Annotated in this window: 24 protein-coding genes and 2 pseudogenes; 5 read left to right on the top strand and 21 right to left on the bottom strand. The window is 71.6% G+C overall.

What is annotated here, in order from left to right; translation table 11 throughout:
* Window positions 1-81: 81 nt before the first annotated feature.
* The 16 genes and pseudogenes from ACGFNV_RS24425 to ACGFNV_RS24350 all read right to left on the bottom strand — a co-directional run bounded on the left by ACGFNV_RS24425 (window position 82) and on the right by ACGFNV_RS24350 (window position 14,422).
* Complete coding sequence (locus tag ACGFNV_RS24425; RefSeq protein WP_393625097.1) at window positions 82-396, bottom strand: SCO5918 family protein; 315 nt, start codon at window positions 394-396, stop codon at window positions 82-84.
* A 7-nt stretch (window positions 397-403) separates the two neighbouring features.
* Entirely contained in the window at window positions 404-1,969 is a 1,566-nt protein-coding gene (locus ACGFNV_RS24420) for a DEAD/DEAH box helicase (RefSeq protein ID WP_393625096.1), read from the bottom strand.
* Between the two features lie 186 nt (window positions 1,970-2,155).
* Window positions 2,156-2,359: a cold-shock protein gene (locus tag ACGFNV_RS24415; RefSeq protein ID WP_393625095.1), complete on the bottom strand. Its 204-nt coding sequence runs from the start codon at window positions 2,357-2,359 to the stop codon at window positions 2,156-2,158.
* A 257-nt stretch (window positions 2,360-2,616) separates the two neighbouring features.
* Window positions 2,617-2,898 (bottom strand): annotated as a pseudogene (locus ACGFNV_RS24410) (chloramphenicol phosphotransferase); the annotation flags it as partial.
* A gap of 19 nt (window positions 2,899-2,917) precedes the next feature.
* Complete coding sequence (gene fabG / locus ACGFNV_RS24405; protein ID WP_393625094.1) at window positions 2,918-3,610, bottom strand: 3-oxoacyl-ACP reductase FabG; 693 nt, start codon at window positions 3,608-3,610, stop codon at window positions 2,918-2,920.
* Complete coding sequence (locus ACGFNV_RS24400) at window positions 3,516-5,213, bottom strand: MFS transporter (RefSeq protein WP_393625093.1); 1,698 nt, start codon at window positions 5,211-5,213, stop codon at window positions 3,516-3,518. Before ACGFNV_RS24400 ends, fabG begins: the two co-directional genes overlap by 95 nt.
* The gene (locus ACGFNV_RS24395; RefSeq protein ID WP_393625092.1) at window positions 5,210-6,127 is read right to left on the bottom strand and encodes an NAD-dependent epimerase/dehydratase family protein; all 918 of its coding nucleotides are present in this window, start codon (window positions 6,125-6,127) and stop codon (window positions 5,210-5,212) included. Before ACGFNV_RS24395 ends, ACGFNV_RS24400 begins: the two co-directional genes overlap by 4 nt.
* Window positions 6,128-6,130: 3 nt before the next feature.
* Window positions 6,131-6,661: a hypothetical protein gene (locus ACGFNV_RS24390; RefSeq protein ID WP_393625091.1), complete on the bottom strand. Its 531-nt coding sequence runs from the start codon at window positions 6,659-6,661 to the stop codon at window positions 6,131-6,133.
* Window positions 6,658-8,340: a class I adenylate-forming enzyme family protein gene (locus ACGFNV_RS24385; protein WP_393625090.1), complete on the bottom strand. Its 1,683-nt coding sequence runs from the start codon at window positions 8,338-8,340 to the stop codon at window positions 6,658-6,660. Before ACGFNV_RS24385 ends, ACGFNV_RS24390 begins: the two co-directional genes overlap by 4 nt.
* Window positions 8,327-9,202, bottom strand: coding sequence for a hypothetical protein (locus ACGFNV_RS24380; protein ID WP_393625089.1), 876 nt, complete (start codon window positions 9,200-9,202; stop codon window positions 8,327-8,329). The genes ACGFNV_RS24385 and ACGFNV_RS24380 overlap by 14 nt, the downstream gene beginning before the upstream one ends.
* Window positions 9,199-10,359 (bottom strand): beta-ketoacyl-[acyl-carrier-protein] synthase family protein, encoded by a 1,161-nt coding sequence (locus ACGFNV_RS24375; protein WP_393625088.1) that lies wholly within the window; start codon window positions 10,357-10,359, stop codon window positions 9,199-9,201. Before ACGFNV_RS24375 ends, ACGFNV_RS24380 begins: the two co-directional genes overlap by 4 nt.
* Window positions 10,349-10,660, bottom strand: coding sequence for an acyl carrier protein (locus ACGFNV_RS24370; protein ID WP_393625087.1), 312 nt, complete (start codon window positions 10,658-10,660; stop codon window positions 10,349-10,351). Before ACGFNV_RS24370 ends, ACGFNV_RS24375 begins: the two co-directional genes overlap by 11 nt.
* Entirely contained in the window at window positions 10,657-10,932 is a 276-nt protein-coding gene (locus tag ACGFNV_RS24365; RefSeq protein WP_208299019.1) for a phosphopantetheine-binding protein, read from the bottom strand. Before ACGFNV_RS24365 ends, ACGFNV_RS24370 begins: the two co-directional genes overlap by 4 nt.
* A gap of 47 nt (window positions 10,933-10,979) precedes the next feature.
* Entirely contained in the window at window positions 10,980-12,392 is a 1,413-nt protein-coding gene (locus ACGFNV_RS24360) for a class I adenylate-forming enzyme family protein (protein ID WP_393625086.1), read from the bottom strand.
* Window positions 12,393-12,398: 6 nt separating this feature from the next.
* A complete protein-coding gene (locus tag ACGFNV_RS24355; RefSeq protein WP_393625085.1) occupies window positions 12,399-13,556 on the bottom strand; it encodes a 3-dehydroquinate synthase II family protein in 1,158 nt (385 codons plus the stop codon).
* Window positions 13,553-14,422, bottom strand: coding sequence for a 2-amino-3,7-dideoxy-D-threo-hept-6-ulosonate synthase (locus ACGFNV_RS24350; RefSeq protein ID WP_393625084.1), 870 nt, complete (start codon window positions 14,420-14,422; stop codon window positions 13,553-13,555). The genes ACGFNV_RS24355 and ACGFNV_RS24350 overlap by 4 nt, the downstream gene beginning before the upstream one ends.
* A 323-nt stretch (window positions 14,423-14,745) precedes the next feature.
* On the opposite strand from ACGFNV_RS24350, the gene ACGFNV_RS24345 reads away from it, so the two are divergent.
* The gene (locus ACGFNV_RS24345) at window positions 14,746-16,116 is read left to right on the top strand and encodes an MFS transporter (protein WP_393625083.1); all 1,371 of its coding nucleotides are present in this window, start codon (window positions 14,746-14,748) and stop codon (window positions 16,114-16,116) included.
* On the opposite strand, the gene ACGFNV_RS24340 is transcribed toward ACGFNV_RS24345, so the two are convergent.
* Window positions 16,109-16,318 (bottom strand): DUF4287 domain-containing protein, encoded by a 210-nt coding sequence (locus ACGFNV_RS24340; RefSeq protein ID WP_393625082.1) that lies wholly within the window; start codon window positions 16,316-16,318, stop codon window positions 16,109-16,111. The genes ACGFNV_RS24345 and ACGFNV_RS24340 overlap by 8 nt on opposite strands.
* Window positions 16,319-16,688: 370 nt before the next feature.
* Here ACGFNV_RS24340 and ACGFNV_RS24335 point away from each other — a divergent pair.
* Window positions 16,689-17,003, top strand: a pseudogene (locus tag ACGFNV_RS24335) (DNA-formamidopyrimidine glycosylase family protein); the annotation flags it as partial.
* A gap of 143 nt (window positions 17,004-17,146) precedes the next feature.
* Window positions 17,147-17,200, top strand: coding sequence for a zinc finger domain-containing protein (locus tag ACGFNV_RS24330; RefSeq protein ID WP_393625191.1), 54 nt, complete (start codon window positions 17,147-17,149; stop codon window positions 17,198-17,200).
* 52 nt (window positions 17,201-17,252) lie between these two features.
* Here ACGFNV_RS24330 and ACGFNV_RS24325 read toward each other — a convergent pair whose 3' ends face one another.
* Window positions 17,253-17,441, bottom strand: a complete 189-nt coding sequence (locus ACGFNV_RS24325) for a hypothetical protein (protein ID WP_393625081.1) — start codon at window positions 17,439-17,441, stop codon at window positions 17,253-17,255.
* A gap of 248 nt (window positions 17,442-17,689) precedes the next feature.
* Between ACGFNV_RS24325 and ACGFNV_RS24320 the strand changes: the two genes are divergently transcribed.
* A complete protein-coding gene (locus ACGFNV_RS24320; protein WP_393625080.1) occupies window positions 17,690-18,829 on the top strand; it encodes a glutathione-independent formaldehyde dehydrogenase in 1,140 nt (379 codons plus the stop codon).
* Window positions 18,830-18,890: 61 nt separating this feature from the next.
* Here the strand turns inward: ACGFNV_RS24320 and ACGFNV_RS24315 are convergent, their stop codons facing one another.
* The 3 genes from ACGFNV_RS24315 to ACGFNV_RS24305 are packed head-to-tail and all read right to left on the bottom strand — an operon-like array spanning window position 18,891 to window position 22,938.
* Complete coding sequence (locus ACGFNV_RS24315; protein WP_393625079.1) at window positions 18,891-19,532, bottom strand: response regulator; 642 nt, start codon at window positions 19,530-19,532, stop codon at window positions 18,891-18,893.
* Entirely contained in the window at window positions 19,529-20,734 is a 1,206-nt protein-coding gene (locus tag ACGFNV_RS24310; RefSeq protein ID WP_393625078.1) for a sensor histidine kinase, read from the bottom strand. Before ACGFNV_RS24310 ends, ACGFNV_RS24315 begins: the two co-directional genes overlap by 4 nt.
* A 5-nt stretch (window positions 20,735-20,739) precedes the next feature.
* Window positions 20,740-22,938, bottom strand: coding sequence for an MMPL family transporter (locus ACGFNV_RS24305; RefSeq protein WP_393625077.1), 2,199 nt, complete (start codon window positions 22,936-22,938; stop codon window positions 20,740-20,742).
* 241 nt (window positions 22,939-23,179) lie between these two features.
* On the opposite strand from ACGFNV_RS24305, the gene ACGFNV_RS24300 reads away from it, so the two are divergent.
* Complete coding sequence (locus ACGFNV_RS24300) at window positions 23,180-25,390, top strand: MMPL family transporter (protein ID WP_393625076.1); 2,211 nt, start codon at window positions 23,180-23,182, stop codon at window positions 25,388-25,390.
* The last annotated feature ends 25 nt before the right edge of the window (window positions 25,391-25,415 follow it).

Here is a 25,415-nt window from a genome sequence, read left to right as displayed (position 1 = left end):
CCCCGATTCAACACCATCGGACGGCCCTGCTACCGAACCGGCCTCACGTGCTGTCGTGACGCCTGCTTGTCCTTCCCGTCCTCATACCTCCGGGTGGACGGAACCGCCGAGCGCCTCCGACGCGGTCAGGTACGGAGAGGCGGCTTCCAGAGGCGGGGCCTCGGGGTGGGGGTGGCAGGTGAACCCGAGACGGGTCATGGCCCGGACGACCTCGCCGCTGGTGAAGTCGCGGCGGTCCTGCCGGGTGATGACCGCGCCCACCTGCTTGACGGGGTACCGGCGACGGCCGATGGTCACGGACTCACCGGTGATGGGCTCGGGCGTGATGCCCTTCATCGAGTCCGTCACTCCGTCCTTGGTCAGGTCGAACGGGTATCGGGCGATGACACAGCGCATGGATGCCTCACAGGGGGGAGGGGGACGTGCGGGGTTTCCGGGTACGGCCGCGACGGCTCCGGGAAGAGGGGGACGAAGAGGACGAAGAAGACGCAGAGGGCTGAGCGGACGAGGACGCCTGCGAAGACCTGGACGCCTGCGAGGACCGGGACGGCTGCGCAGATCGGGACGCCTGCGAGGACCGGGACCCCTGCGAGGACCGGGACGGCTTCCCGGAGGCCGAGCGGCGCGGGCGTGCCACCGGGGCCGGCGCGTTGATGACGACCGGGACGCCGGAGGGGGCCTGGGCGCCGGTGATGCGGCTCAGTGCCTCCTCGCCCGACCGTACGGGGGTGACCTGCGGGGTGATGCCGGCCGACGTCATCAGCCGGGTCATGTCGCGCCGCTGGTCGGGGGTGACCAGCGTGACGACGGTGCCGGACTCGCCGGCCCGGGCCGTACGGCCGCCGCGGTGCAGGTAGTCCTTGGGGTCGCTGGGCGGGTCCACGTTGACGACCAGGTCGAGGCTGTCGACGTGGATGCCGCGTGCCGCGACGTTGGTCGCGACCAGGACCGTCACGTCCCCGCTCTTGAACTGGGCGAGGGTCCGGGTGCGCTGTGGCTGGGACCGGCCGCCGTGCAGGGCGGCGGCGCGGACGCCGCTGCGCAGGAGGTGTTTGGTCAGCCGGTCCACCCGGTGCTTGGTGTCCAGGAACATGATCACGCGGCCGTCGCGGGCCGCGATCTCGGTGGTCGTCTCCTGCTTGTCCGCCTCGTGCACGTGCAGGACGTGGTGCTCCATGGTGGTGACCGCGGCCGCCGACGGGTCGACGGAGTGGACCACCGGGTCGGTCAGGTAGCGGCGGACCAGGCGGTCGACGTTGCGGTCCAGCGTGGCCGAGAACAGCAGCCGCTGTCCGTCGGCCCGCACCTGGTCCAGCAGGGCGGTGACCTGGGGCATGAAGCCCATGTCGGTCATCTGGTCGGCTTCGTCGAGGACGGTGATGTCCACGTCGTCGAGCCGGCAGTCGCCCCGGTCGATGAGGTCCTTGAGCCGCCCGGGGGTCGCGACGACGACCTCCGCGCCGCTCTGCAGCGCGCGGGCCTGCCTCCCGATCGACATCCCGCCGACCACGGCCGTCATCCGCAGCCGCACGGCGCGGGCGTACGGAGTGAGCGCGTCGGTGACCTGCTGGGCGAGTTCACGGGTGGGCACGAGGATCAGGGCCAGCGGCTGCCGAGGCTCGGCACGTCGGCCGGTCGTACGGGCCAGTACCGCGAGGCCGAACGCGAGGGTCTTGCCCGAGCCGGTGCGGCCGCGGCCGAGCACGTCACGTCCGGCGAGCGAGTTCGGCAGCGTCGCGCCCTGGATGGGGAACGGCACGGTCACGCCTTCGTGGCCGAGTGCGGTCAGCAACGGCGCGGGAAGGGCGAGGTCTTCGAACGACTCGACGGCCGGCAACGCGGGCGTCAGCGTCTTGGGCGGGGTGAACTCGCCCTGGGGCGGGGCCTGTCGGCGTCCCTGACCCGAGCGTCCCGCGGTGCGTGGTGCGCGGGTTTTGTTCGTGGCGCGGGCAGTGCGCGCATGACTCATGGGAACCTTCCTTGACGCGGCACGTGTCAAGGAATTCTCGGAGCGGTGGAGCGGCGCGGAGAATCGCGAGAACGAGCCGAAAATGATGGGGCCGTAATCCTCTGGGGGGCGCCCTGAAACGCAGCGAGCCGGGGCCCGCACCCGAAGGTGCGGGCCCCAGCTGCGAAGGATGTGTCAGTCCCGGTGTCAGGCGGGAATGATGTTCTCGGCCGTCGGGCCCTTCTGGCCCTGCGCGATGTCGAACGACACCTTCTGGCCTTCCTGGAGCTCACGGAAGCCCTGGGTGGCGATGTTCGAGTAGTGGGCGAAGACGTCGGGGCCGCCGCCGTCCTGCGCGATGAAGCCGAAGCCCTTTTCCGAGTTGAACCACTTCACGGTTCCAGTAGTCATTTGTTTCTCCTTCGGGCGCGGTGTTCGGAAGCCGCCCTGTGCGGTCTCCGGTCGCCGTGATGATCACCCGTCGGAAAAATCTTCTGGGAACCACAACTGCAACTGGCATCGACAGTAGCACGCTGCGATCGTCCGGACGCGGTGAACAATTTCACCCTGCCAACGGGAAGAAGGATATTCATCGCGCGCCACGTCAATTTCTCATCCCGTGACGACAGATATTGATCCGCCCCCACCGCACAAACCCCGGCGGGAAGTCAACTGACCTGGGCTGCGATGGTCCGCGCGCACACCAGGGACTCGGTGTGCGTCGTGTCCACCTCCAGGTCGTAGTACACGCCTTCGTGCACCACGTCCGCCTGCAACGCGGCCATCCCCCGGACCCGGTCTCCTCGTGCGATCTCGCGTCCCGCGGCGACCGCGCTCTCGCATCTGACGCCGACCCACAGTACGGGCAGTCCGTCCAGCGCCTTCCGCCACCGCTGCTGGGACGCGGCTCCGCCGAGGAAGACGTCGTCGATGAGCCCCGCGAGTCCGGCCGCGCGGGTTTTGCCGCCCTCAGTGTCCGAGCCCCGCACCCCCGTCGACCGGGATCACCGCACCGCGCACGGAGCCCGCACCGGCCAGGAAGGCCACCGCGTCGGCGACCTCGTCGGGGTGCGCCGGGCGGCCGGCCGGGGTGCGGGCGAGGAGGGTGCGGCGTTGGTCCTCGGTGAGGGCGCGGGTCATGTCCGTCTCGGTGAGGCCGGGGGCCACCACGTTGCAGGTGATGTCCCGGGGGCCGAGTTCGTGGGTCAGCGAGCGGGCGAAACCGACCAGCCCGGCTTTCGCCGCCGCGTAGTTGGTCTGGCCGGGGGCGCCGTGCAGGGCAGCGGTGGAGGAGATGAGGACGATACGGCCATGGCCCTGCGCGAGCATTCCGCGCACCGCGCGCCGGGCGACCCGGAAGGCCCCGGTGAGGTTGGTGTCGATGACGGAGGTGAAGTCCTCCTCGCTCATCCGCGCCAGCAACCGGTCCTGGGTGGCGCCCGCGTTGGCGACCAGGACGGTGACCGGGCCGTGGGCGGCCTCGGCCTCCTTGAAGGCGAGGTCGACCTGCTGACTGTCCGTCACATCGCAGCGTACGGCGAGGAGGTTTTCGTCGGCGGGCGGTTTCTCACCGCGGTAGGTCACCGTGACCCGGTCCCCCGCCGTCGCGAAGCGACGGGCTATGGCCAGCCCGATCCCCCTGTTGCCCCCGGTCACGAACACCGACCGGGCCGTCGCCGCTCGTTCCCTCGTCCCTGTCCCTGTTTCCGTCACTGCCGTCCCCTCCCCTTCCGCTTCCCTTTTCGCTGTGGACGTCCCGAACGCGCAGTCCCACCACGGCCACGAGGAACCCGACGAAGGCCAGTACGGCGGTCGCGAGCGTGGCCGCGTACATCGCGTCGAGGAAGGCCCGGTCGGCGGTGGCCGCCAGCTCCGGCAGCCGTAGCGAACCGGCCAGCGAGCGGGCCGCCTCGGGCGAGGAGCGGGCCTGGTCCGCCGCGTCGGCCGACAGCCCCCGCGCCGCGGCGGGCAGCGCGGCGTCCGCCATGCGCTCCCGGTACACCGCGGAGAGGATCGAGCCGGCCATCGCCACCCCGAGCGTGCCGCCCACCTGCCGGGTGACGCTGTTGACGGCCGATCCGGCGCCCGCGAGATGCGGCAGCACCGCCCTCATCATCACGGCCGTGACCGGGGTGCCGACCAGGCCCATGCCGAAGCCCTGCACCCACAGCAGTGCGGCGACGACCGCGAGCGGGGTGCCGGCGTCGAACCACCCATAGCCGACGTACGTGGCCGCCGTGGCCAGGACCCCGGCGGCGACCGTCCACCGGGCGGACAGCAGCCGGCTCACCGCCGGGGACGCCTGACTGCCCAGGACGATGCCGACGGCGGCGGCGATCATCACGGTTCCGGCGTCGGCGGGGGAGAGCCCGCGGGGCCCCTGGAGGTAGAAGGCCGCGTAGAACAGGTGCGCCGCCAGCGCCATGAACGCGATCAGCAGCACCACGCTGCCGGCCGAGAACCCGGGCTGCCGGAAGAGCCGCACGTCCAGGCTGGGCGTCGGGGACCGGCGCTGACCGGCCACGAAGACGGCGAGCAGGGCGCCGCCCAGGACGAGGGGCAGCAGGACGTGTGCCCCGTACCAGCGCTGTCCGCTGCCGAGCTCGATGATCCCGTAGACCACACCGCCGAGGCCGAGGACCGACCACGCGAGGCCCGGCAGGTCGAGCACCCTGCGCCCGGGACCCCGCAACGCGGGCACCACGGCCACCACCCCGGCCAGGCACAGGACCACGATCGGCACGTTGACCAGGAACACCGAGCCCCACCAGAAGTGGCTGAGCAGCGCCCCGCCCACGACCGGGCCGACGGCGACGCCGAGGCCGCTGGACGAACTCCAGATCGCGATGGCCCGGGTGCGTTTCTCCTCCGGGGTGCTCTGCACGATGACCGACAGGGTCGCGGGCATCAGCAGCGCGCTGCCCGCGCCCATGAAGGCGCGCGCCACGATCAGCCAGGCCGGGCTCCCCGCGAACGCGCCCGCCCCGGAGGCGGCGCCGAACAGCGCCAGACCGGCGAGGAGCGTGGTCCGCGGGCCGAAGCGGTCGGCGAGCGCGCCGCCCGCGAAGAGGGTGCCGGCGAAGACCAGGGTGTAGGCGCTCGCCACCCACTCCAGTTCCGCCGGGGTCGCGCCCAGGCCCTCGGCCGGGTCGGCCAGCGTGGTGACCGCGACGTTGAGGACCGAGGTGTCCAGCCAGATCAGCATCTGGGCACAGACGACGACCAGCAGGACGGGCCACGAACGGTGCCCGCTGTCCCTCGTCATTCCCGCCCCAGTCGGTCGCGCCAGCTCGGCCGCCGCGGCTTCCAGCCCAGCGTCGTACGGGCCCGGTCGTTGGCCGCTCCGCGTGCCGTGGTCAGCTGGTGGGCCATGAACCAGCCGAACAGCCGGGGCGCGAGGGCCGCCGGAATCGTGCGCGGGGGCGGCGCGCCGAGCGCGCGGGCGTAGTGCGGCAGCCACTGCGCGGCCGGGGCCGGCTCGTCGTCCGTCACATGGAAGCGGCCGGTGGCCTCCGACTCGACGGCCGCCACAGCCGCCCCCACGGCGTCCTCCACGTGCAGGAACGACGTGATGCCGGCCCCGCCCTCGGGCAGCGGGAACTTCCCGGCCAGCACCCGCTGCCCGGTCCCGCCGTCACGGGCGTACGCCGTCCCGGGGCCGTACAGCGTGCCGTAGCGCAGCACCACACCCTCGAGGTCGCCGTCCGTCACTCTGCGCTCCAGCTCGGCGACGGCCCGCACGGTGGCGGCCCAGCCGGGGTCCGGGGCGTCCAGGTACAGCGGCGCGTCCTCGTCGAGGACCCGGGGTCCGGCCGGGGCCGCGGCGAAGGCGACGGACTGCGCGACCAGCCGCCGCGCACCGGCCGCGCGGGCCGCCTCGACCAGGTGCGCGGTGCCCTCGGTGCGCAGCCGCGCAGTCCGCGCGAAGGCTTCCGGAGGGTCGTCGCGCAGCAGGCGCAGCGCCGACAACTGGTGGACGACCACCTCGGGCCGGGCGGCCGCCACCGCCGCCAGCACGGCCTCGCGGTCGAGGGCGTCGGCGACCACGACCCGGTCCGCCTCCTCCGGCGCCCGCGACTCCTCCCGCACCAGCGCGCTCACCTCGTGGCCCCGCGCCCGCAGCGCGCCCACCAGCGGATGCCCGACCACTCCCGTGGCCCCGGCTACCAGTACCCGCACGGTTCAGTCCTCCCCACCGGCGACCAGAGGAGTGCGCACCCGCATCAGCAGGCGGCACGCCTGGTCGCCGTCGCGCAGACAGCTCTCGGCCCGGTTCTCCGTCAGGGTCAAGCCGAGCCCCTCGGACCAGCCCTCGTGGATGGCGGTGCACGGGCAGCGGTAGCCCTCCAGCGAACCGGCCATCCGCACCATCGTGATGGCGAAGTTCCGCCGCAGGGTGAGCACGATCAGATCGTCGTCCTCGACCTCGGTGGAGGCGTTGCGCAGCTCCGGCGGGAACATCCGGTCGCCGCAGTCGTCGTAGCGGCGGCGCAGTTCCTCCAGGTCCTTGCGGGTGTCGCCGGTGTCGGGGAGCGGGCCGGACAGCCGGCCGACGCGCTGCCCGACGTGCAGGGCGACCTTGCGCAGCGCCTCGGCGTTGATCTCGTTCGCGATCTCCTGCCCGAACCGCGCGGCCACCCCCTGGTACCAGTTGGCGTCGTGCTGCCACCACAGCCGGTACGCCTCACTCGCCCGGGCGCGTTGGGTGCTCATGCCTGCTCCTTGGAGGCGAACCGGTCGCGCATCACGCGTTTGAGGACCTTGCCGGTGGCGCCCTTCGCCACGTCGTCGGGTTTCATGAGCAGGGCGCGGGCGACCGGGGGGAGACCCGCGGCCGCGAGGGAGGCGTTGACCCGCTCGGTCCAGCCACCGTCCTCACGTCCGGCGCTGCTTCCGGCGTCACTTCCGGCGCCGTCGCGCCCGTCCGCGAGCTGGAGCAGCGCGTACGCCTCCGCCTCGCCGTCGCCGTCCCAGTCGGCCCGTACGCCGTCCGGTGCGACCCCGACGATCGTGCAGTCGGCCAGCTCGGGCAGCTCGGCCAGCAGGAGTTCCTCGGTGCGGGTGCTGAACACGATCCCGGCCCGGGTGCGGACGGCGTCCGGGGCCCGGTCGAGGTGGTAGAAGTTGCCGTCCTCGTCCTGGTGGGCGAGGTCGCCGGTGAGCCAGTAGCCGCCGAGCCGCATCCGGTTCCAGGTCAGCGAGTCGTTCCAGTAACCGGGCGTGAGCGTCGGCGACTTCAGGCCGAGGCGGCCGACCTGCCCGGGCGGCAGCGGGGTGCCGTCCTCGGCGAGCACGGCGGCCTCGGCGAAGCTGATCGGCTTGCCGACGCAGCGCGAGTACGCCGCGGTGTCCTTGGTGTGCCGGTTGTGGAAGACGGAGTAGCCCGCCTCCGACGAGCCGAGCCCGTCCACGAAGACCGAACCCTCGACCCGCGTACGGCCGAGGTCCCGGCCGATCTCGAGGTGACTCCCGTGCCGGACGAGCGCCCGGATGTGCGCCTCGTGCGCCGCGTCCCCGGTGTTGAACCACACCTGCACGCTCGACAGGTCACGGCGTGTCAGGTCCTCGGCGGCCATCTCGCCGAAGGTGCCGGCGAAGGCCAGCACGGTGGTCGGCCGGAACTCCTCGACGGCGTCGAGGACATCGGTGCCGCGCTGACTGGACAGCAGCTTGATGTCGGTGCCCAGCAGCAGGCAGTACAGCAGCGTCGCCACCATGGCGTTGTGCGCGCCCGGCAGGCCCACCAGGGTGCGCTCCATGTCGGTGCCGGTGGAGTAGCGCAGCCGGTGGGACTGCGCGTACATCAGCGTCCGATGGGTGTGCGGCACGCCCTTGGGCATGCCGGTGGTGCCGGAGGAGTGCGAGATGAGCACCGGGTCGGTCGGGTCGTGCCGGTACGGGTACGAGGGCGGCAGCGACGCGCGGTGCCCGGGCCGGATGTCGTCGGCGGTGACGAGGAAGCCGAGCCCGGACAGCACGTCGTGGTGCGCCTCGTCCGTGAAGGCGCCGACGGCACCCTGCCGCCGTACGTACTCCCCGGCGGTCTCCGGGGCCAGGTTGCCGTTGACGAACGACGGGATCGCGCCGAGGGACGTCAGCGCCAGGAAGTTCACCGCGAACTCGGCGCTGGAGGAGGTGTGCACGGCGACCGGGTCGCGGGGCCGCACCCCGTGGGCGGCGTACCAGCCCGCGTACGTCTCGACCACCTCGCGCAGCCCGCTGAGCGTCAGCACCTCCGGGCGGCTGCCGTCCGGCGCCCGCCAGTCGGCGGACGTCCGCAGCACGGGTTCGTCGAGCGGCCGGCCGTAGGTGCCCAGGCGCTCCAGGACGTTGCCGGCGCCCAGTTCGGTGTCGGAGCAGATCCGCGCCCGCTCCTGCCTACTGATGAGCATGGGTCTCCGTCTCGTTCCGTGAGCCGTGGGCCAGCAGGGTGAACGCCGCCGGGCCGCGCCGGGCCCGGGGCTCCGTCACCAGGAGGTGACTGCCGCCGTCCCGCAGCAGCCGCCGGTGGGCGGCGGCCAGCTCGAACAGGCCCTGCACGCTGCCGTGATGCCAGGCGCCGCCCGCGTCACGGGCCTCGGGGCCGGTGTCGTACGCCGTCTCGGCCGACCGGACCGTCACCGGGGCCCCGGCACCGGCGCGGCCGAGCAGCACCGCCGCCGCGAGGCCCGCCGACTCCGGGAGCTCCGGGACCGGACGGCCGCTGTCGGCGGCCAGTTCCCGGTACGCGGCGGCCAGGCGCTCGCCGCCGCCCAGCTCCACACCCAGCACCAGGACGCGGTCCAGCTCCGGGTCCTCCAGCAGCAGATCCGCCATGGCGAGCAGCTCGGTCACCGGGTCGTCGAGGGAGGAGAGGCTGAACGTCTGCCCGGTGATCCCGAACTCCCGGCTCATGTGCCCCAGTACGGAGTTGGGGGTGGCCTGCATGAACAGGATCGGGTTGTGGACCTCCCCGGAGACCATGCGCCGGCTGGCCATGTCCGCGGTGGTGGTGTCACCCATCAGGCTCGCCAGCGCCACGGCCGTGCGGGAGTTGTCACCCGGCGCCTCGGTCAGGCACCGGTCGGCCACCTCGAACGCCAGCGGGCTGAAGGCGGACCACAGGAAGCCGGGGAGCTTGGGCAGCGGGATGTCGTCGTCGCGGCCGGTGCCGTGGGTGGCGGTGGCGGTGGCCAGGACACCGAGGGCGGACCGCAGCACGGCCTTCTCGGCGCCGGTGTTCTTCGTGTCGTGCGTGTTCCCGGTCGTCGTCATGGCCGCTCCAGGAGGAGTGCGGTGTTGGCGCCCCCGAAGGCGGCGTTGACGGTGAGGGCCCGGCGCAGGTCGGCCTGGCGCGGCCGGTTCGGCACGTAGTCGAGGTCGCACTCCGGGTCCGGCGCGGTGAAGCCGGCGGTCGGCGGCAGGACGCCGTCCGTCAGGGCGAGCAGCGTGATCACGAATTCCACGGCGCCGGCCGCCTCCAGGAGGTGGCCGGTGGTGCCCTTGGTGGAGCTGACCGGGATCGCCTCCGCCCGGTCGGGGAACGCGGCCCGCAGTCCGCGGGTCTCGGCCCCGTCGTTGTACTTCGTGCCGGTGCCGTGGGCGTTGACATAGCCGAGGCCGGCCCCGTCCGGGTCACCGGCGAGCCGGGACGCCTGCCGTGCCGCGCGGGCCAGACCGGCGCCCTCGGGGTGCGGCTGGGCGATGTGGTGGGCGTCCGTGGCCGCGCCCCAGCCGACGACGGTCGCCAGCGGCCGGGCCCCACGGCGCCGGGCGTGCTCGGCGGACTCCAGCACCACGACCGCCACCCCGTCGCCCAGCAGCAGTCCACTGCGGTCGGCGCTGAACGGGCGCACCGCGCCGTCCTGGGACAGCGCCCGCCCCGAGTCGAACTTCCCGAAGGTCTCCTCCTCCACGAGGTAACCGCCCGCGCAGACCGCCACGTCGGTCCGCCCGGACGAGATCAGCCGGCAGGCGTGGATGATCGCGGCGGCGGAGGCCACACAGGCGTTGGTGAAGGTCAGCCGCGGCCCGTGCAGCCCGAGCCCGTCGGCCAGCACCTCGGCGAGCCGCGCCGGTACGGCCTCGGCGACGGCGGAGGGCTTCCCGGTGGGTCGCCAGTACCGGGTGACGCTGGTCTGGTCGCCGGCGATGCCCATCAGCACCGCCGCCTCGGTGCCCGGGCGCAGGCCCGCCATGTCGAGGGCCTCCGTACCGCACCGGGCGAGCGCGGGGCGCAGCGCCCAGTCCTCGACCGCGTCGGGGCCGTCGGGCGCGGCGGCCGCCATCGGCGTACGGTACGGGCCGGTGTCGAACCTCGTGGTCGGCGCGAACGCGGGGACTCCGGCGAAGACCCCGCGCCGGAGGGCCTCGGCCCCGGTGCCGAACGCGGTGCGTACGCCGTATCCGGTGACCGTGACCTCACCGCTCATCCCGGTCGCCCCCTCCGGCCGCGGCGCGCTCCGCCGCTCGCAGGTAGTCCGTGAGGCTCCGCAGCGAGACCAGGCCGGAGATGTCCTCGTCGCTGGGCTTCACGACGAGTCCGTAGCGCTCCTCCACCAGGTGCAGCAGCCAGACCAATCCGAGGGAGTCCAGGACCAGTTCGGCGTCCTCGTCGAGGTCGTCCGGCAGGCCGGGGAAGATCTTCCGGTCCGACAGCAGCTCCCGGACGGTGTCGGTGGTGAGGGGCGCCGGCGTGGAGGCCGCGTCACGCGCCGTCGCTTCCGTGCTCATGCCTTCGCACCGCGTCGGACGACGTCGGCGACGAGTCCGCCGAGGGTCAGGGTGGCCAGGGGTTCGATGTCGGTGTCGGGTATCGCCACGCCGAACCGCGACTCGAGCCGCATGGTGAGCTCGATCAGGCTCAGCGAGTCCACCTCCAGCCCGCCGACGGTCAACGGGCTCTCGTCGGTGATGCCGTCGCGGCTCGTCAGGAGGTTCATCTCGTCGATGACCGCGGTCAGGACGAACTCGCGGATCTCGTCTTCCAGGGTCGACGTACTCATGATCAGCGTCTCCAGTGAGTGATGTCAGGGAAGGAGCGGCACCCGGCTCACCGGGCGGAGCGCAACGCCGCGGCCTGGCGCAGCAGCTTCCCGTTGGATGTGCGGGGCAGGGACTCCAGCAGGTGGATCACGCGCGGCAGCTTGTGGTCGGCGAGCCGTTCCCTGCACCAGCGCAGCAGGTCCGCCGAGGTCGGCTGTCCGTCGCCGGCGGCCAGTGCGACGTACGCCTCGGTCACGTCGTCGTGGACCAGGACGGCCTGTTCGACCGCGGGGTGCTCGCGGAGCACGTTCTCGACCTCGACGAGGTCCACCTTGAGGCCGCCGATCACGACGACGGAGTCCGCGCGGCCGTGCACCAGCACCGCTCCGGTCCCGTCCACCGTGGCGCGGTCCCGGGTGTGCAGCCAGCCGTCCGTGTACTGGGTGCCGCCCGAGTCGAAGAGGTACGGCGATGCGGCGAGGGCGACGTCCAGTTCGCCCCGGTGTTCCCGCAGCACCACGCCCGGAGCGGCCCGGCCGACCGCGGGGCGCAGGGTGCCGCCGGCGTCCATGGCGACCACACCGGTCTCGGTGGTGCCGTAGGACTCGCCGACCGGGACGCCGTAGCGTTCCGCGAACCGCGCGGCGACCTGCGGGGGCATCAGTTCGCCGCCCGACACGGCGACCCGCAGTTCGGGCAGCGCGGGGGGATCGAGGGCGGCGGCCAGCAGTTCGTAGTGCATGGGCACCCCGAACAGGGCGGTGATCCGGTGGTCCACCGCGGTCTCCAGGATGTCGCCGGCGGAGATCCGGGGGGCGAAGACCACGGAGACACCGGCGGCGAGCGAGTGCAGCAGTCCGGCGATCAGGCCGAAGCTGTGCGCGGTCGAGCTGAGCAGCAGCAGCCGGTCGCCCGTCCCCGGCATGCCGGGGATGCCGGTGAACCGGTCCACCTCCTCGGCGAGCGACCGGGGGGTTCTGCCGATCACCTTCGGCCGCCCGGTGGAGCCCGAGCTGAACTGGACGAGCCGGTGACCGGTGGCGGCCGGGCGTCCGGTGCCGCGGCGCTCGGTGACGACCTCGTACTCGGACCGGAAGCCGAAGGTCGCCCGCACGTTGGTACCGGCGCTGATCAAGAACTGCGGCCGGCAGGTCGCGCAGAGCCCGGAGACCTCGGCCGGTTTGAGCCGGTAGTCGAAGAGCAGCACCTGGGCGTCCAGCTGCCACAGCGCGAGCAGCACCTCGACCTGGGTGAAGCTGGGGGGTGTCCGCAGCCCCACGGTGCTGCCCGGGCCGATGCCGTGCCCGGCGAGGACGGCGGCCTGCTTGGTGGCCCGTTCCCGTAACTCCCCTCTGGTGATGCTCTCCTGTCGGTGTATCAGGTAGGGGAGCCGGTCGTCCTGTGCGTCGAGAAGTCCCTGGACGAGGGACCGCGCGCCGTCGTCCCTGCCCGCCGCCCTGTCCACTGCCAGTTCGCCCATGAGGTCTCAGACCTCCTTGCAGAACTCGCCGATGGGCAGGCCGACATGGCGCTTGTCCGTCGCCAGGTAGCCGAGCAGCTCGTCACCCGTCTGGAGTTCGGTGACGTTGAGGACCTTGCCGCCAGGGCCCAGCACCCGTACGTGCCAGTCGTCCTGCACGGTCAGACTGACCAGCCGGCCGTCCTCGGCGTGGGTGCGGATCTCGAGGAGCGGCCGGGACTCCAGCTTGGCGCGGCCCACCACCACCCGCCGGGTGCGTCCGTCGGCGCCGACCGCGAGCAGGGCGCTGCCGGAGCCCACCTCGCTGAGGTAGTTGGTGCGGTTGTCGGGTCCGAGCGTGTACGAGTGCAGGGCGCCGGCGTTGACCCGGAACGGCCTGGTCGGCATGTACGGCAGCGGGTGGGTCTCGCTGCAGCACAGCACGAACCCGGAGGAGTAGGAGCCGACGAGGATGCCCTCGTCCTCCTCGAAGTGGGAGCAGGTGTCCACGCAGACCCGGTCGCCGAGTCCGACGTGCTTGATGCTCTCCACGGTCAGCGTGGACAGCTTCAGCTGGGGTGTGGTGGCCTCCAGCAGCCGGGCCAGCGCGAACACCTCGTCGGCGCTGCGGGGCGTGAACAGGATGCCGTCCGAGCCGCGTTCGAGGACGTCGAAGACGATCGCGGCCTCCTCCAGATCGCCGACGACCGTCACCAGCTTGCCCTCGGCGGACTCGGCCGCGGCGAGCACGATCTCCAGCGGGATCTTGGTCGGGTCGGCGAAGTGGATGACGGTGTACGGCAGTGCCATCGCGCCCGCGCAGGACAGCTGGAGGGTGCGGTCGTCCCGTACGTCGACGAAGCCGGCGACACGCTGGGCCACGGCGAGGGTGTCCAGCTCCTGCTGGGTGGCGAACCTCCGCAGCTGGAGGTCGACTCCGGTGCCGGTGTCCTTCGCGGCACCCGGGTCCTTCGCCTCCTTCTCGGCAGACTTCTTCGAGGGGGCGGCGGTGGCCGTCGCCCGGCCCTCGGCGGCCAGGACCCGGGTGACGGTCGGAGGCAGCGTCCCGAGCAGCTCCGGGTCGGCGGAGAGCACTCCGGCCATCCGGGTGTGCACGGCCGCGTCCACCACCGCCTGGAGCTGCGCCTTGGGGACGTCCCGGAGATCGATCCACGCGAACCTCATGCGACACCTGCCACGATCGTCGAGTAGTTGGGGGTCTGGCTGGTGGGGCTGGTCGTGCTGGTCGTGCCGGCTGTATCGGCGGTCATGCCCATGTCACCCAAGGTCCCGTCGCCGCCGTGCACGACCCCGGCGAGCCGGGACACCAGCGGGCCGGGGGAGGGGGACGAGAAGATCCGGCGGCCGATGGCCAGTCCACGGCAGCCGGTGGCCATGACCGCGGTGGCGTACTCCACGAGGTCGGAGTCGTCCGGCGGGCCGCCCGCCGCGAGGACGGGGATGGGGCTGTTGGCCACCACCTCGGCCATGCGGTCCAGCGGCAGCGCGACGGAGGTCTTCACCATGTCCGCGCCCAGGTCGGCGGCCACGTTGGTCAGATGGGCGAGGAGGTCGGGGTCGCGCGGGTCCTCGATGCGGGGGCCGCGGGGGTAGACCATGGCGATCAGCGGCATGCCCCACGCGTCGCAGGAGCGGGCCACCGCCCCCAGGTCGGCGAGCTGCTGGGCCTCGGTGTCCGAGCCGATGTTCACGTGGACGCTGACCGCGTCCGCACCGAGCCGCAGTGCCTCCTCGACATCGGCGACCAGCACCTTGGCGTGCACGTCACCGGCGCGGGCGGTGCTGGCGCTCAGGTGCACCACCAGCGCGCAGCTCCCCAGGATGTCCGGTGTGAAGGCACCGGCGCGGCCCTTGTGGACGATGATCCCGTCGGCTCCGCCGGTCACCAGGGCGCGCAACAGGTCGTCCCACTTGTCGGCGGGGACGATCGGGCCGTCGGAAACGCTGTGGTCGAGCGGGACGAGCAGATACCGGTCGTCACCCGCCGGTGAAAGTCTTCTCAAGCGTAATAGCTTGCCGGTTTTCAGCATGGGTTATGCGCCTTTCCTGTCGCTGTCGCCATGTCCGAAAAACGATGTTCGTAGAACTTTCAAGTTCAGTTCCGCTTCAGCCTTTCGTGCGTGATCGGCCGTTGGCAAGGCGTCACCATCACCAAATTTTTATGCGGGGGCCGGTATGAATATTGACAGCGATTCGACAGGCGGGGCCGGGTTGACTGCGCTTGTTACTGAGAGTAAATAGGCGGCTATTCTTCGCGCGGTTGCCTCCTGAAGGTTCCTTGTCGAAATTGAATTTCGACGCTTAGGCTGACGCGACCGCTCCCCTCCCCACCCTGTACGGGAAGTGAGTCCCCATGCCCGAATTACCGTTCAAAACCGCTTTTGAGGTCGTCGGCCCCAAACCGGCCACCTCGCCACCATCGCCGCCGACGGCCTCGCGGATCGCCGTCGCGAGCCTGGTCGGCACGACGATCGAGTACTACGACTTCGCGGTGTACGGCACCGCCAGCGCGCTGGTCCTCGGACCCGCCTTCTTCCCCTCCGGCAACGCCACCGTCTCCTCCCTGGCCGCGTTCCTCACGTTCGCCGCGGCCTTCCTCTCCCGCCCCCTGGGTGTCGCCCTGTTCGGCACGATCGGCGACCGCCTCGGCCGGCGCCGGGCACTGGTCGTCTCGCTCCTGCTGATGGGTGTGGCGACGGTCGGTGTGGGACTGCTGCCGACGTACGAGACCGCCGGACTCCTCGCGCCCGTCCTGCTGGTGACGCTCCGTCTGCTGCAGGGCGTGAGCATGGGCGGCGAGTGGGGCGGGGCGGTGCTGCTCGCCGCGGAGCACGCGCCGCCCGGGCGCCGCGCGCTGTTCGCGTCCATCCCGCAGGCGGGCCCCTCGCTCGGCTTCCTGCTGTCCAGCGCGGTCATCCTGCCCACCCTGAACCTCGCGGGCCGGGACGCCTTCACGGACTGGGCCTGGCGCATTCCGTTCCTGCTCAGCGCGGTGCTGGTCGCCGTCGGCCTGTGGGTGCGTTCGACGGTCTCCGAGTCCCCGGTGTTCACGTCGGCGACCGGCGACACGGCGGGGTCGGCGGGGGCGGCGAAACCGCCGGCGTCCGTCCCCCGCTTCCCGCTCGGCGCGCTCCTCACCCGCCACCCCGGACGGCTGCTGCTCGGCATCGGCGCGGCGATGGGCGGCTCGGCGATCTACTACCTGACCATCGTCTACAGCCTGTCGTACGGGCCGAAGGAACTCGGCATCCCGCAGAACACCATGCTGACCGCCGCGAGCGTCGGTGCGGCGGCCGGGATCGCCGTCACCCTCCCGGTCGGCAGGCTCGCCGACCGGATCGGGCGCCGCCCGGTGATGCTGACGGGGGCCGTCGGCTGTGTGGTCTGGGCGGTGCCGATGTACGCCTCGCTGAGCTCACACGACATCTGGGTGATCACCGGCGCCTACACGGTCGGGCTCGTGCTGCTCGCGCTGATGTTCTCCCCGGTGGCGGCCTTCCTCCCCGAACTCTTCCCGGCCCGGCTGCGCTACACCGGCGCCTCCGCGGCCTTCATCCTCGCCAACACCGTCGGCGGCGGCTTCGCCCCCCTGGTCGCCACCTGGCTCAACAGCCACTGGGAGTCCCCGCTGGTCCTCGGCTTCTACACGGGCGGCCTCTGCCTCCTCAGCCTCCTGTGCCTGCTGGCCCTCCCGGAGACCCGCGACCACGACTTCGTCACCTGACGTCCTCGGCCAGCGTGTGCGCGACGAGGGCGTTGGCGTGGCCGTGTCCGAGCCCGTGTTCCGACTTCAGCCAGTTCACGAGTTCCATGTGCTTGGTCAGGGGTGAGCTGCGGATGAGTTCCTTCCACTCCGCGATCGGACGGCCGTACTTCTTCTCGATGGAGGGGAAGTAGCTCGCAGGGCCCTTCACGGTGGCGGTCATGTCGGTGGTCTCCCGTCGGTTGCTGTGTTCTCGCGTGTAGGACCGACGGGCGGCGGCCAAGTGATCGGCGCGCGAGTGTGTTCTGCGTCACCATGGGAAGAGGGGGTGTGGGTGAGAGGGCGTACCGCATGCCTGAGCTGCCGGATGTCGAGGGGTTGCCGACTGCTCGCCGGGGAGGGTGCACAAGCTCGGTTTGACTCGATCGTGTGATGGTCGGCTTCCGGGCTTGCGGCGTCCTGGGCCGTTCGGGCTACGGTGATCGTGCGATCTGGGACGCCGGGTACGGCGCCAGCATGCGGGGCCCCCGCTCCACCGGAGTGATGGTTCGGGGCATCCCCGTCGCCTCTGGCCGTACCCATCTGGCCAGGTCGTGAGGGAGCCGGCCTCCCGGGATCGGACCACGGGCAGGATCCGTGTCGCTGCCCCGGGGTCGAGTACGCCGGGGACCAGTACGCCCAAGACCGTTCGGGGCGTGCGACTGAGCAGACTCACTTCTGCTCAGTCCGCAGGAGCGGTTCCGGAAGGTGCTCGTGTCTGTGCGCGGGGCCGGGTCATCCGGCGCGTCGAGGTGCGGGACGCCGGTGTGCTGCACGGGGTGAGTGCGCGGCGGCTGCGCGAGGCCCTGGAGGGCCGGCGTTTCACTGAGCCGGAGCGGCGCGGGAAGTGGCTGCTCGCCCGCACCGGCGGCCCCACCCTCGTGCTGCACTTCGGCATGACCGGGGGCCGACTGGTGTGCTCCGGACCCGGTGACGCGTACGAGCCCCATGGCACCGCGACGATCCCGACCCGGCCTGCCCGCGCTGCGGCGCCCACCTGCGCCGGTCCCGGGTGGGGGGCCGGGGCACGGTGTGGTGCCCGAGGTGCCAGGAGAACGGGCCCTGACGTCCGGGCGGGCTCAGACAGCGGGCTCGGACAGCGGGCTCGGACAGCGGGCTCAGATCTGGGGCGTGTCGTCCTGCTGGGTGTCCGCGAACTCCCACCATGCGAGCGGCAGCCAGTCGCCGTCGACGAAGCCGTCGACCGATGCTCCGGTACCCCGGATGGCCACCTGGGTCCCCACCGGATAGCTGGTGCCGGACAGCCCGGAGACCGGGACGAGCAGCACGCCGAGACGTCGTGTCACGGTTCTTGATCCTTTCTGCGTCGCACGAGAGGTCGCACGCAGTCGCACGTAAGTCGTACACAAATGGAAGTTTGCATTCCCTAGATGCAAATCATCGCATCGTGGACCAGTCTGGACAGTGAGGGAACACACAAAAGGCAGGACGAGCTGCGCGGATCAAGGCTTCTTCCTCGAGGGAGTGGAGAGCTCCCCGGAGGCACCGTTCCCAACAGTGATCGAGCGAGTGCGTTGAGTGGAGGTGCTCGAAGATGAGGGCCGTCGTGTACAAGGGACCGTTCGAAGTAGCGATCGAGCAAGTGGAGGATCCCCGGATCCAGCACCCGAACGACGTGATCGTACGCGTCACGTCCACCGCGATATGCGGCTCGGACCTGCACATGTACGAGGGCCGGACCGCCGCCGAGCCGGGGATCGTCTTCGGCCACGAGAACCTCGGCGTCATCGAGGAGACCGGCGAGGGGGTGACGTCCCTCAGCCGTGGCGACCGGGTCGTCATGCCCTTCAATGTGGCCTGCGGCTTCTGCAAGAACTGTACGGCCGGCTTCACGGGCTTCTGTCTGACCGTGAACCCGGGGTTCGCCGGCGGCGCGTACGGCTATGTCGCCATGGGCCCCTATACGGGTGGCCAGGCCGAGTACGTACGCGTGCCCTACGCGGACTTCAACTGCCTGAAGCTCCCCGAGGGCACCGAGAAGGAGACCGACTTCGTCCTCCTCGCGGACATCTTCCCCACCGGCTACCACGGCAACGAGCTGGCCGACGTACGCCCCGGTGACAGCGTCGCCGTCTACGGCGGTGGCCCGGTCGGGCTGATGGCCGCCTACTCGGCCATGGTGCGCGGGGCGAGCAAGGTCTTCGTGGTCGACCGGGTGACCGAGCGGCTGCAGAAGGCCCAGGAGATCGGCGCCATCCCGGTCAACTTCACCGAGGGCAACCCGGTGGAGCAGATCAAGGAGCAGACCGCGGGTGAGGGCACGGACAAGGGCATCGACGCCGTCGGCTACCAGGCCATGGCGCGCGGCGAGGAGCGCGAGGAGCCTGCGACCGTACTGAACTCGCTGGTCGAGACGGTCCGGCCGACAGGTGCTCTGGGTATACCGGGCCTGTATGTCCCGCGTGACCCGGGCGGACCGGACGACCACGCCAAGCAGGGCATGCTGATGGTTTCCGTCGGCCGCCTGTTCGAAAAGGGCCTGCGCCTGGGCACCGGTCAGTGCAACGTCAAGCGCTACAACCGGCACCTGCGTGACCTGATCATCGAGGGACGCGCGCAGCCCAGCTTCGTCGTCTCCCACGAACTGCCTCTCGACCAGGCGCCGTCGGCGTACGAGAAGTTCGACAAGCGAGTCGAGGGCTACACCAAGGTCGTCCTCCACCCGCACGCGTAGGACGCGTGAAGGCACCAGGACGGACCTGACCGGTGAACCCCCGGATCCCTGATCCGGGGGTTCACCCGCCTCTGCGGAGCAGCCCCCTCTCCATCGCCACCACCACCGCCCTCGTGCGGTCGTTGACGTCCAGCTTGGCGAACAGGCGGAGCAGGTGGGTCTTCACCGTGGCCTCGGCGATGACGAGTCGCCGCCCGATCTCCGCGTTGGTCAGACCGTCGGCCACCGCATTCAGGACGTCCGCCTCGCGGGCGGTGAGCGGGATCTGGGCGGGCTGCCGCATCCGGGCGACCAGCCGCTCGGCCACCCGGGGCGCCAGCACCGTCTCACCGCGGGCCGCCGCGTGGATCGCGTCGACCAGCTGCTCCCGGGTGGTGTCCTTCAGGAGGTAGCCGATGGCCCCGGCCTCCACTCCGCGCTCGATCTCCGCGTCCGTGTCGTACGTCGTGAGGATCAGCACCCGGGTACGGGGAAAGCGCGCCACGATCTCGGTCGTCGTGGCCACACCGTCGAGCACCGGCATCCGCAGGTCGACCAGGGCGACATCGGGCTCGTACCGCTCGACGAGGCCGAGGGCCGCGCGCCCGTCGCCCGCCTCGCCGACGATCTCGATGCGGGGGTCGGAGGCGAGCAGGGCCACCACTCCGGCCCGCATGACGGTGTGGTCGTCCACGACGATGATGCGGAGCTGTCCGTCGCTCATGCCGAGACCCCGCTCTCTCCGGCCGGCAGCGGTATCAGCGCCAGCACCCGCGTCCCGTCCCCCACCGAACTCGTCACCGTCAGTCTCCCGCCCAGCTCCGCCAGCCGTTTGCGCATGCCCTGCAGGCCGAAGCCCGCCGACTCCTCCACCACGAACCCGGTCCCGTCGTCGGTGATCTCCAGTTCCACTCCGTAGGCCTGCCGGGCCAGGACCACGCCCACCGTGGAGGCGCGCGCGTGCTTGCGTACGTTGGCCAGGGACTCCTGGGTGCAGCGCAGCAGCGCGATCCGGGTCTGCTGGTCGCACTCCAGGTCCCGCAGGTCGGCGTCGACGGTGAGTCCGGTGTCCTCCGCGAAGCGGTCCAGGGTCCGGCGCAGGGTCTGTGCCACCGAACCGGCGGCCACCTGGCCGGGGCCTTGTACCGAGCCGACCAACTCCCGTGCCTCCGCCAGGTTTTCCCGTGCCGTCGACTCGATCGACCGCAGCTGCTGGACACTGCGCGCGGTGTCGGAGTCGAGTCCGGCGCGGGCCGCCTCCGCGAGCACGATGATCGAGGCGAAGCCCTGCGCGAGGGTGTCGTGGATCTCCCGCGCCATCCGCTCCCGTTCGTCCGCCGCCCCCTGACGCTGGTGCGCCTCGGACAGCTGGGCCTGGGTCCGCTCCAACTCGTCGATGAGCCGGGCCCGTTCGGTGCTCTGCTCGACCACCGAGTGTGCCCACAGGCCGATGAGGACCCCCACGGCGACGACGATCAGCGTGGACACGAGCGTCTCGCTGAAGAACGCCACCGACCAGCCGTCCTGCCGCAGGACGGTCCCGATCAGCGTGCCGGCCGTGGCGAGCCCCAGAAAGCTCATCGAGGCCCGAGGAGTACGCCCGAACATCCAGTAGTGCGGCAGCGTCACCATGAACAGCGCCGCGTAGTTGCCGCGCAGGTACGCCAGCCCGCCCAGCGCGACCACCAGCACCGACAGGTACACGTGCGGTCGTACGACGGGGTTGCCCGGGAAGCGGTCGAGGACCGCGTAACACAGCATCACGCTGCCCAGCAGCGCCAGCGCGACGTACTTGCTCACGCCGGGCCGGTCGATGGCGGCGAGCCCGACGGCCAGCACGGGGAACAGCACCCAGCACACCGCGTTCCAGCGGCGCAGTGACGTGGCCCAGAAGGCGTCGGCGGTGGGCCCGGCGAGAGCGGTCATACCGATCAACGTACGTCGACCGCCGAGCGCCCACGCGCCCTTTCCCCGGGCTCGCCCGCCGCCTGCCGCGCCCCGCGCGAGGGCCACCAACTCGCCTCGCCCAGCAGCAGCATCACCGACGGCAGGACCAGGACCCGTACGACGAACGCGTCGATCAGCACGGCGGCCGCCAGGACGAAGCCGATCTGCTTCATCTCGATGATGTGCAGGAAGACGAAGCTGACGAACACGGTCGTCATCACGGCCGCGGCACTGGTCACCACGCTCGCCGAGGAGCGGAGCCCGTCGAGCACCGCCTGCCGTGTCGGCACACCCGCGAGCACGGCCTCCCTGATCCGGCTCACCACGAACACCTGGTAGTCCATGGAGAGCCCGAAGAGGATGACGAACAGGAACAGCGGCACGCGGGAGCCGATCGACCCCGTGGAGCGGAAGTCCAGCAGCCCCTCGGCCCAGGTCCCCTGGAAGACCAGGACGAGCAGCCCGAGCGCGGCCGCCGCGGACAGCAGGTTCAGCCCGACACCGAGCAGACCGAGGACGACCGACCGGAAGGCGTACACGGTCATCCCGAAGGTCACCAGGAGCAACGCACCGAGGACCAGCGGGAGTTTGCCGTTCTGGTGGGCGGGATAGTCGGCGTAGCGGGCGACGTCACCGCTCACCCCGAACTCCGCGCCGTCGACGCGGCCCACGGTGGCGGGCAGGTAGTCGTCCCGCAGGTGGTCGAGGGAGTCGTACGCCTGCTCGGAGTTGCCGAGGTACGGCACCTTGAGCTCGAGGACGCTGGTCCGGTGGTCGGCCGACGTCCGGGTCCGCGAGGCGCCGGTGAACAGCTTGTCGGTGTCGGCGAGCCGGGCCACCTCGCGCAGGGCCGCGGCGACCTCCGGGGCGCGCGAGGCGTCGGCGCGTACGACGACCTGGTGGGTCACCCGCTGCTCGGGGAACGCCTCGTTGAGCCGGTCGTACACCCGCATCGCGGGGATGTCGCGGGAGTGGGTGTCCCGGCTCATCTCCGTGATCTTCAGCCCGGCGAGCGGTGCGGCGAGCGCGAGCAGACCGAGGACCGAGACGCACAGGGTGGCCAGGGGGTGCCGGGCGGCGGGCCGCAGCAGCGCGGCCCACAGCCGGCCGCCGCCCTCGCCGCGCACCCGGCGTACGGGCTTCCCGCGCTCCGCCCGCCGTCGTTCCCGGCGCTCCGACCGCTGCCCCAGCTTGACGAGGAGCGCGGGCAGCGCCGTGAGCGAACTGGCCACCGCGACCAGGACGACCACGATGGTGCCGGTCGCGAGCGAGGAGAAGATCACGTCGGAGGCCAGATACAGCGTCGCCGTGGAGGCGACCACAGCGAGCCCGGAGACCACGACCGCCCGCCCCGAGGTCGCGGCCGCCAGCTCCACCAGTGCCTCGGAGCCGAGCCGGCCGCCCGAGCGGGCCCGCTCCTCACGCTCGCGCTTGAGGTAGAACAGCGTGTAGTCCACGCCGACCGCGAGGCCGATCATCAGGATGACGTTCGTGCCGACCCCGGCGTCGGGGGAGAGGTGCGAGGCGACCATGGCGAGCCCGATCGCCGCCGCGATCGACGACAGCGCCAGCAGCAGCGGCACCCCGGCCATGGTGACCGACCCGAACACGATCAGCAGGGTGATCAGCGTGACCGGCAGCGTGATCGCCTCGGAGAGCGCCAGGTCGTCGGCGCGCTGCTGGTCGACTCCCTTGCTGATGGAGGGGCTCCCGGTTTCCTGGAGCAGCAGGCCGGGGTGGCTGCGCTGCACCGCTGAGGTCTGCTCGGTGACCGCGGCGACCTTGTCCTTCGCGTCCCGCTCCTCGCCCTTCAGCGCCACCTCGACCATGAGGATCGCGCGGTCGTCGGAGAGCAACGGGGCGGCCACGCTCGCGACCTCGGGCAGCCGCTTCATCCGCGCGGTCAGATCCTTCGCGGCGGCCCGCGCGGCACCCTGGTCCAGAGCGCCCGACCTGGCGGAGATCAGCACCTGCTCGGTGGCCCTGCGTTCCAGTCCCGCCTCGGCGGCCAGCGTCTCGGCGCGGCCCGCCTCACCGACCCGGTAGTCCGCCGTCCTCGCGCTGTTCGTACCGACCGCGCTGCCGGCCCCCAGGCACAGCGCCACGAACACCAGCCAGCCGACGATGGCCCGCCAGGGGTGCCGGGCGCTCCAGCGCGCCATGCGCACAGAGAATGAGTTCATGCCCAAAAGCCTTGTTGAACAGGCCTGTTGGCGGACAGAGGTGCTCGGTTGAACCTGGGGTCCACCGGTCGGTGGACGCCGAGGCGGGGGGAATCCCCACCGGTACCCACGGTGGACTCCTCGGCCGGTCCGTACTGCGTTCTGAGTAGTGGGGATTGTCGGCAGGCGCACGACGACAGGACAGCCCCGTCCCGGACAACCTGGGCTGACGATCGACACCCAGATGTGGAGACCTCCTGCCGTGGCTACTTTCCTGTATCGAGTGGGCCGTCTGGCCTTCCGGCGACGCTGGTACGTCGCCCTGGTCTGGGCAGCCGTCCTGGCCGCCATCGGATTCGGCGCCCTCAAGGCGCCGGGAGCCGCGGACGAGGAGTTCTCGATGCCCGGCATCGAGTCCCAGAAGGCGTTCGACCTGATGGAGCAGCGCTTCCCCGGCGCCACCGCCGACGGCGCGACCGCCCGGGTGGTATTCATCGCCCCGAGCGGTGAGAAGGTGACCGCCACCGAGAACAAGCAGGCCATCGAGAAGGCCGTGACCGGGCTGGGCGAGGGCACCCAGGTGGCGACCGCCGTCGACCCCTTCCAGGCGAAGGCGGTCAGCAAGGACGGCTCGACGGCGTACGCGACCGTCACCTACAAGGTCAAGGCCACCGAGCTCACCGACGCCAGCAAGGCGCAGCTGGAGAAGGCGCTCCACGACGCCGAGGGCTCCGGGCTGACCGTCGAGGCCGGTGGCAGCGCGATGGACGACGGCGGCGGCGCGGGCGGGATCGCCGAGGTGATCGGTATCGCCGTGGCCGCGGTCGTGCTGCTGGTCACCTTCGGTTCGCTGGCCGCCGCCGGGCTGCCCCTGCTGACCGCCCTCGTCGGCATCGGCGTCAGCATGGCCACGATCATGGCGCTGTCCGACGCCCTCGGCCTGTCCACGACGACCGGCACCCTCGCGATGATGCTGGGCCTCGCCGTCGGCATCGACTACGCCCTGTTCGTCGTCTCCCGCTACCGCGAGGAACGCGCCAAGGGCCGTACGCCCCAGGAGGCGACCGGCATGGCGGTCGGCACCGCCGGTTCGGCGGTCGTCTTCGCCGGGCTCACCGTCGTCATCGCGCTGGCCGGCCTCGCGGTGGTCGGCATCCCGATGCTCACCAAGATGGGCCTGGCCGCGGCGGGCGCGGTCGTCGTCGCCGTACTGGTCGCGCTGACCCTCGTCCCGGCGCTGCTCGGCCTCTGGCCGAACGCCGTGCTCAAGCGGCGCGACCGCAAGAGCGGCAAGGTCCAGGAGAGCGCCGAGACCAACGGGGGCACCCGCTGGGCCCGGATCGTGCTGCGCCGCCCCGTACCCGTCCTGCTCCTCGGGGTGCTGGGCCTGGGCGCCCTCGCCCTGCCGATGACGGACCTGCAACTGGGCATGCCCGGGGACGAGGCCAAGTCGACCTCCACCACCGAGCGCCGGGCCTACGACGCGCTCGCCGAGGGCTTCGGGCCGGGCTTCAACGGGCCGCTGACCATCGTCGTGGACGCCAAGGGCGCCGACGACGCGAAGGCCGCCGCCACCACCATCGCGAAGGAGATCGGCGGCACGAAGGGCGTCGTGTCGGTCTCCCCGGCCCGCTTCAACGACGCCGGCGACACCGCGGTCTTCTCGGCCGTGCCGTCCACCGCGCCGACCGACGAGAAGACCAAGGACCTGGTGACGACCATCCGGGACGAGCGTCCCGGGCTCGAGTCCGAGACCGGGGCGACCTTCGAGGTCACCGGCACGACCGCGCTGAACATCGACATCTCCGAGAAGGTCCAGGCCGCGCTGGTGCCGTACCTGATCGTGGTGGTCGGTCTGGCGATCGTCCTGCTGCTGGTGGTCTTCCGGTCCCTGCTCGTCCCGCTGAAGGCGGCTCTCGGCTTCCTGCTGTCGGTGCTGGCGTCCCTCGGCGTGGTCGTCGTGGTCTTCCAGCAGGGCCACGGCGCCGAGATCTTCGGAGTGGAACAGACCGGCCCGATCATGAGCCTGATGCCGATCTTCCTGGTGGGCATCGTCTTCGGCCTCGCCATGGACTACGAGGTGTTCCTCGTGTCGCGGATGCGGGAGGCGTACGTCCACGGGGACTCGCCCGCCCAGGCGGTCACCAGCGGGTTCCGGCACAGCGCGCGGGTCGTCGTGGCCGCCGCGTTGATCATGATCGCGGTCTTCGCCGGGTTCATCGGCGAGAGCGAGTCCATGATCAAGATGATCGGCTTCGGCCTGGCCTCCGCCGTCCTGTTCGACGCCTTCGTCGTACGGATGGCGATCGTGCCCGCCGTGCTCGCCCTGCTCGGCGACAAGGCCTGGTGGCTGCCGAAGTGGCTGGACCGGATCCTGCCGCACGTCGACGTGGAGGGCGAGGCGCTCAGCCGCCGGCCGGAGACGCAGGAGACCCCGGCCGACGCGACCGACCTGGAGCCGGCGCGCACCTGACGGGCCTGAGACGCACCTGCCCACC

The sequence above is a fragment of the Streptomyces sp. NPDC048751 genome, assembly GCF_043198595.1.
GTDB lineage: Bacteria > Actinomycetota > Actinomycetes > Streptomycetales > Streptomycetaceae > Streptomyces.
The sequence above is the reverse complement of the archived record's forward strand: the minus strand, read 5'-3'. Positions and strand labels throughout refer to the sequence as shown.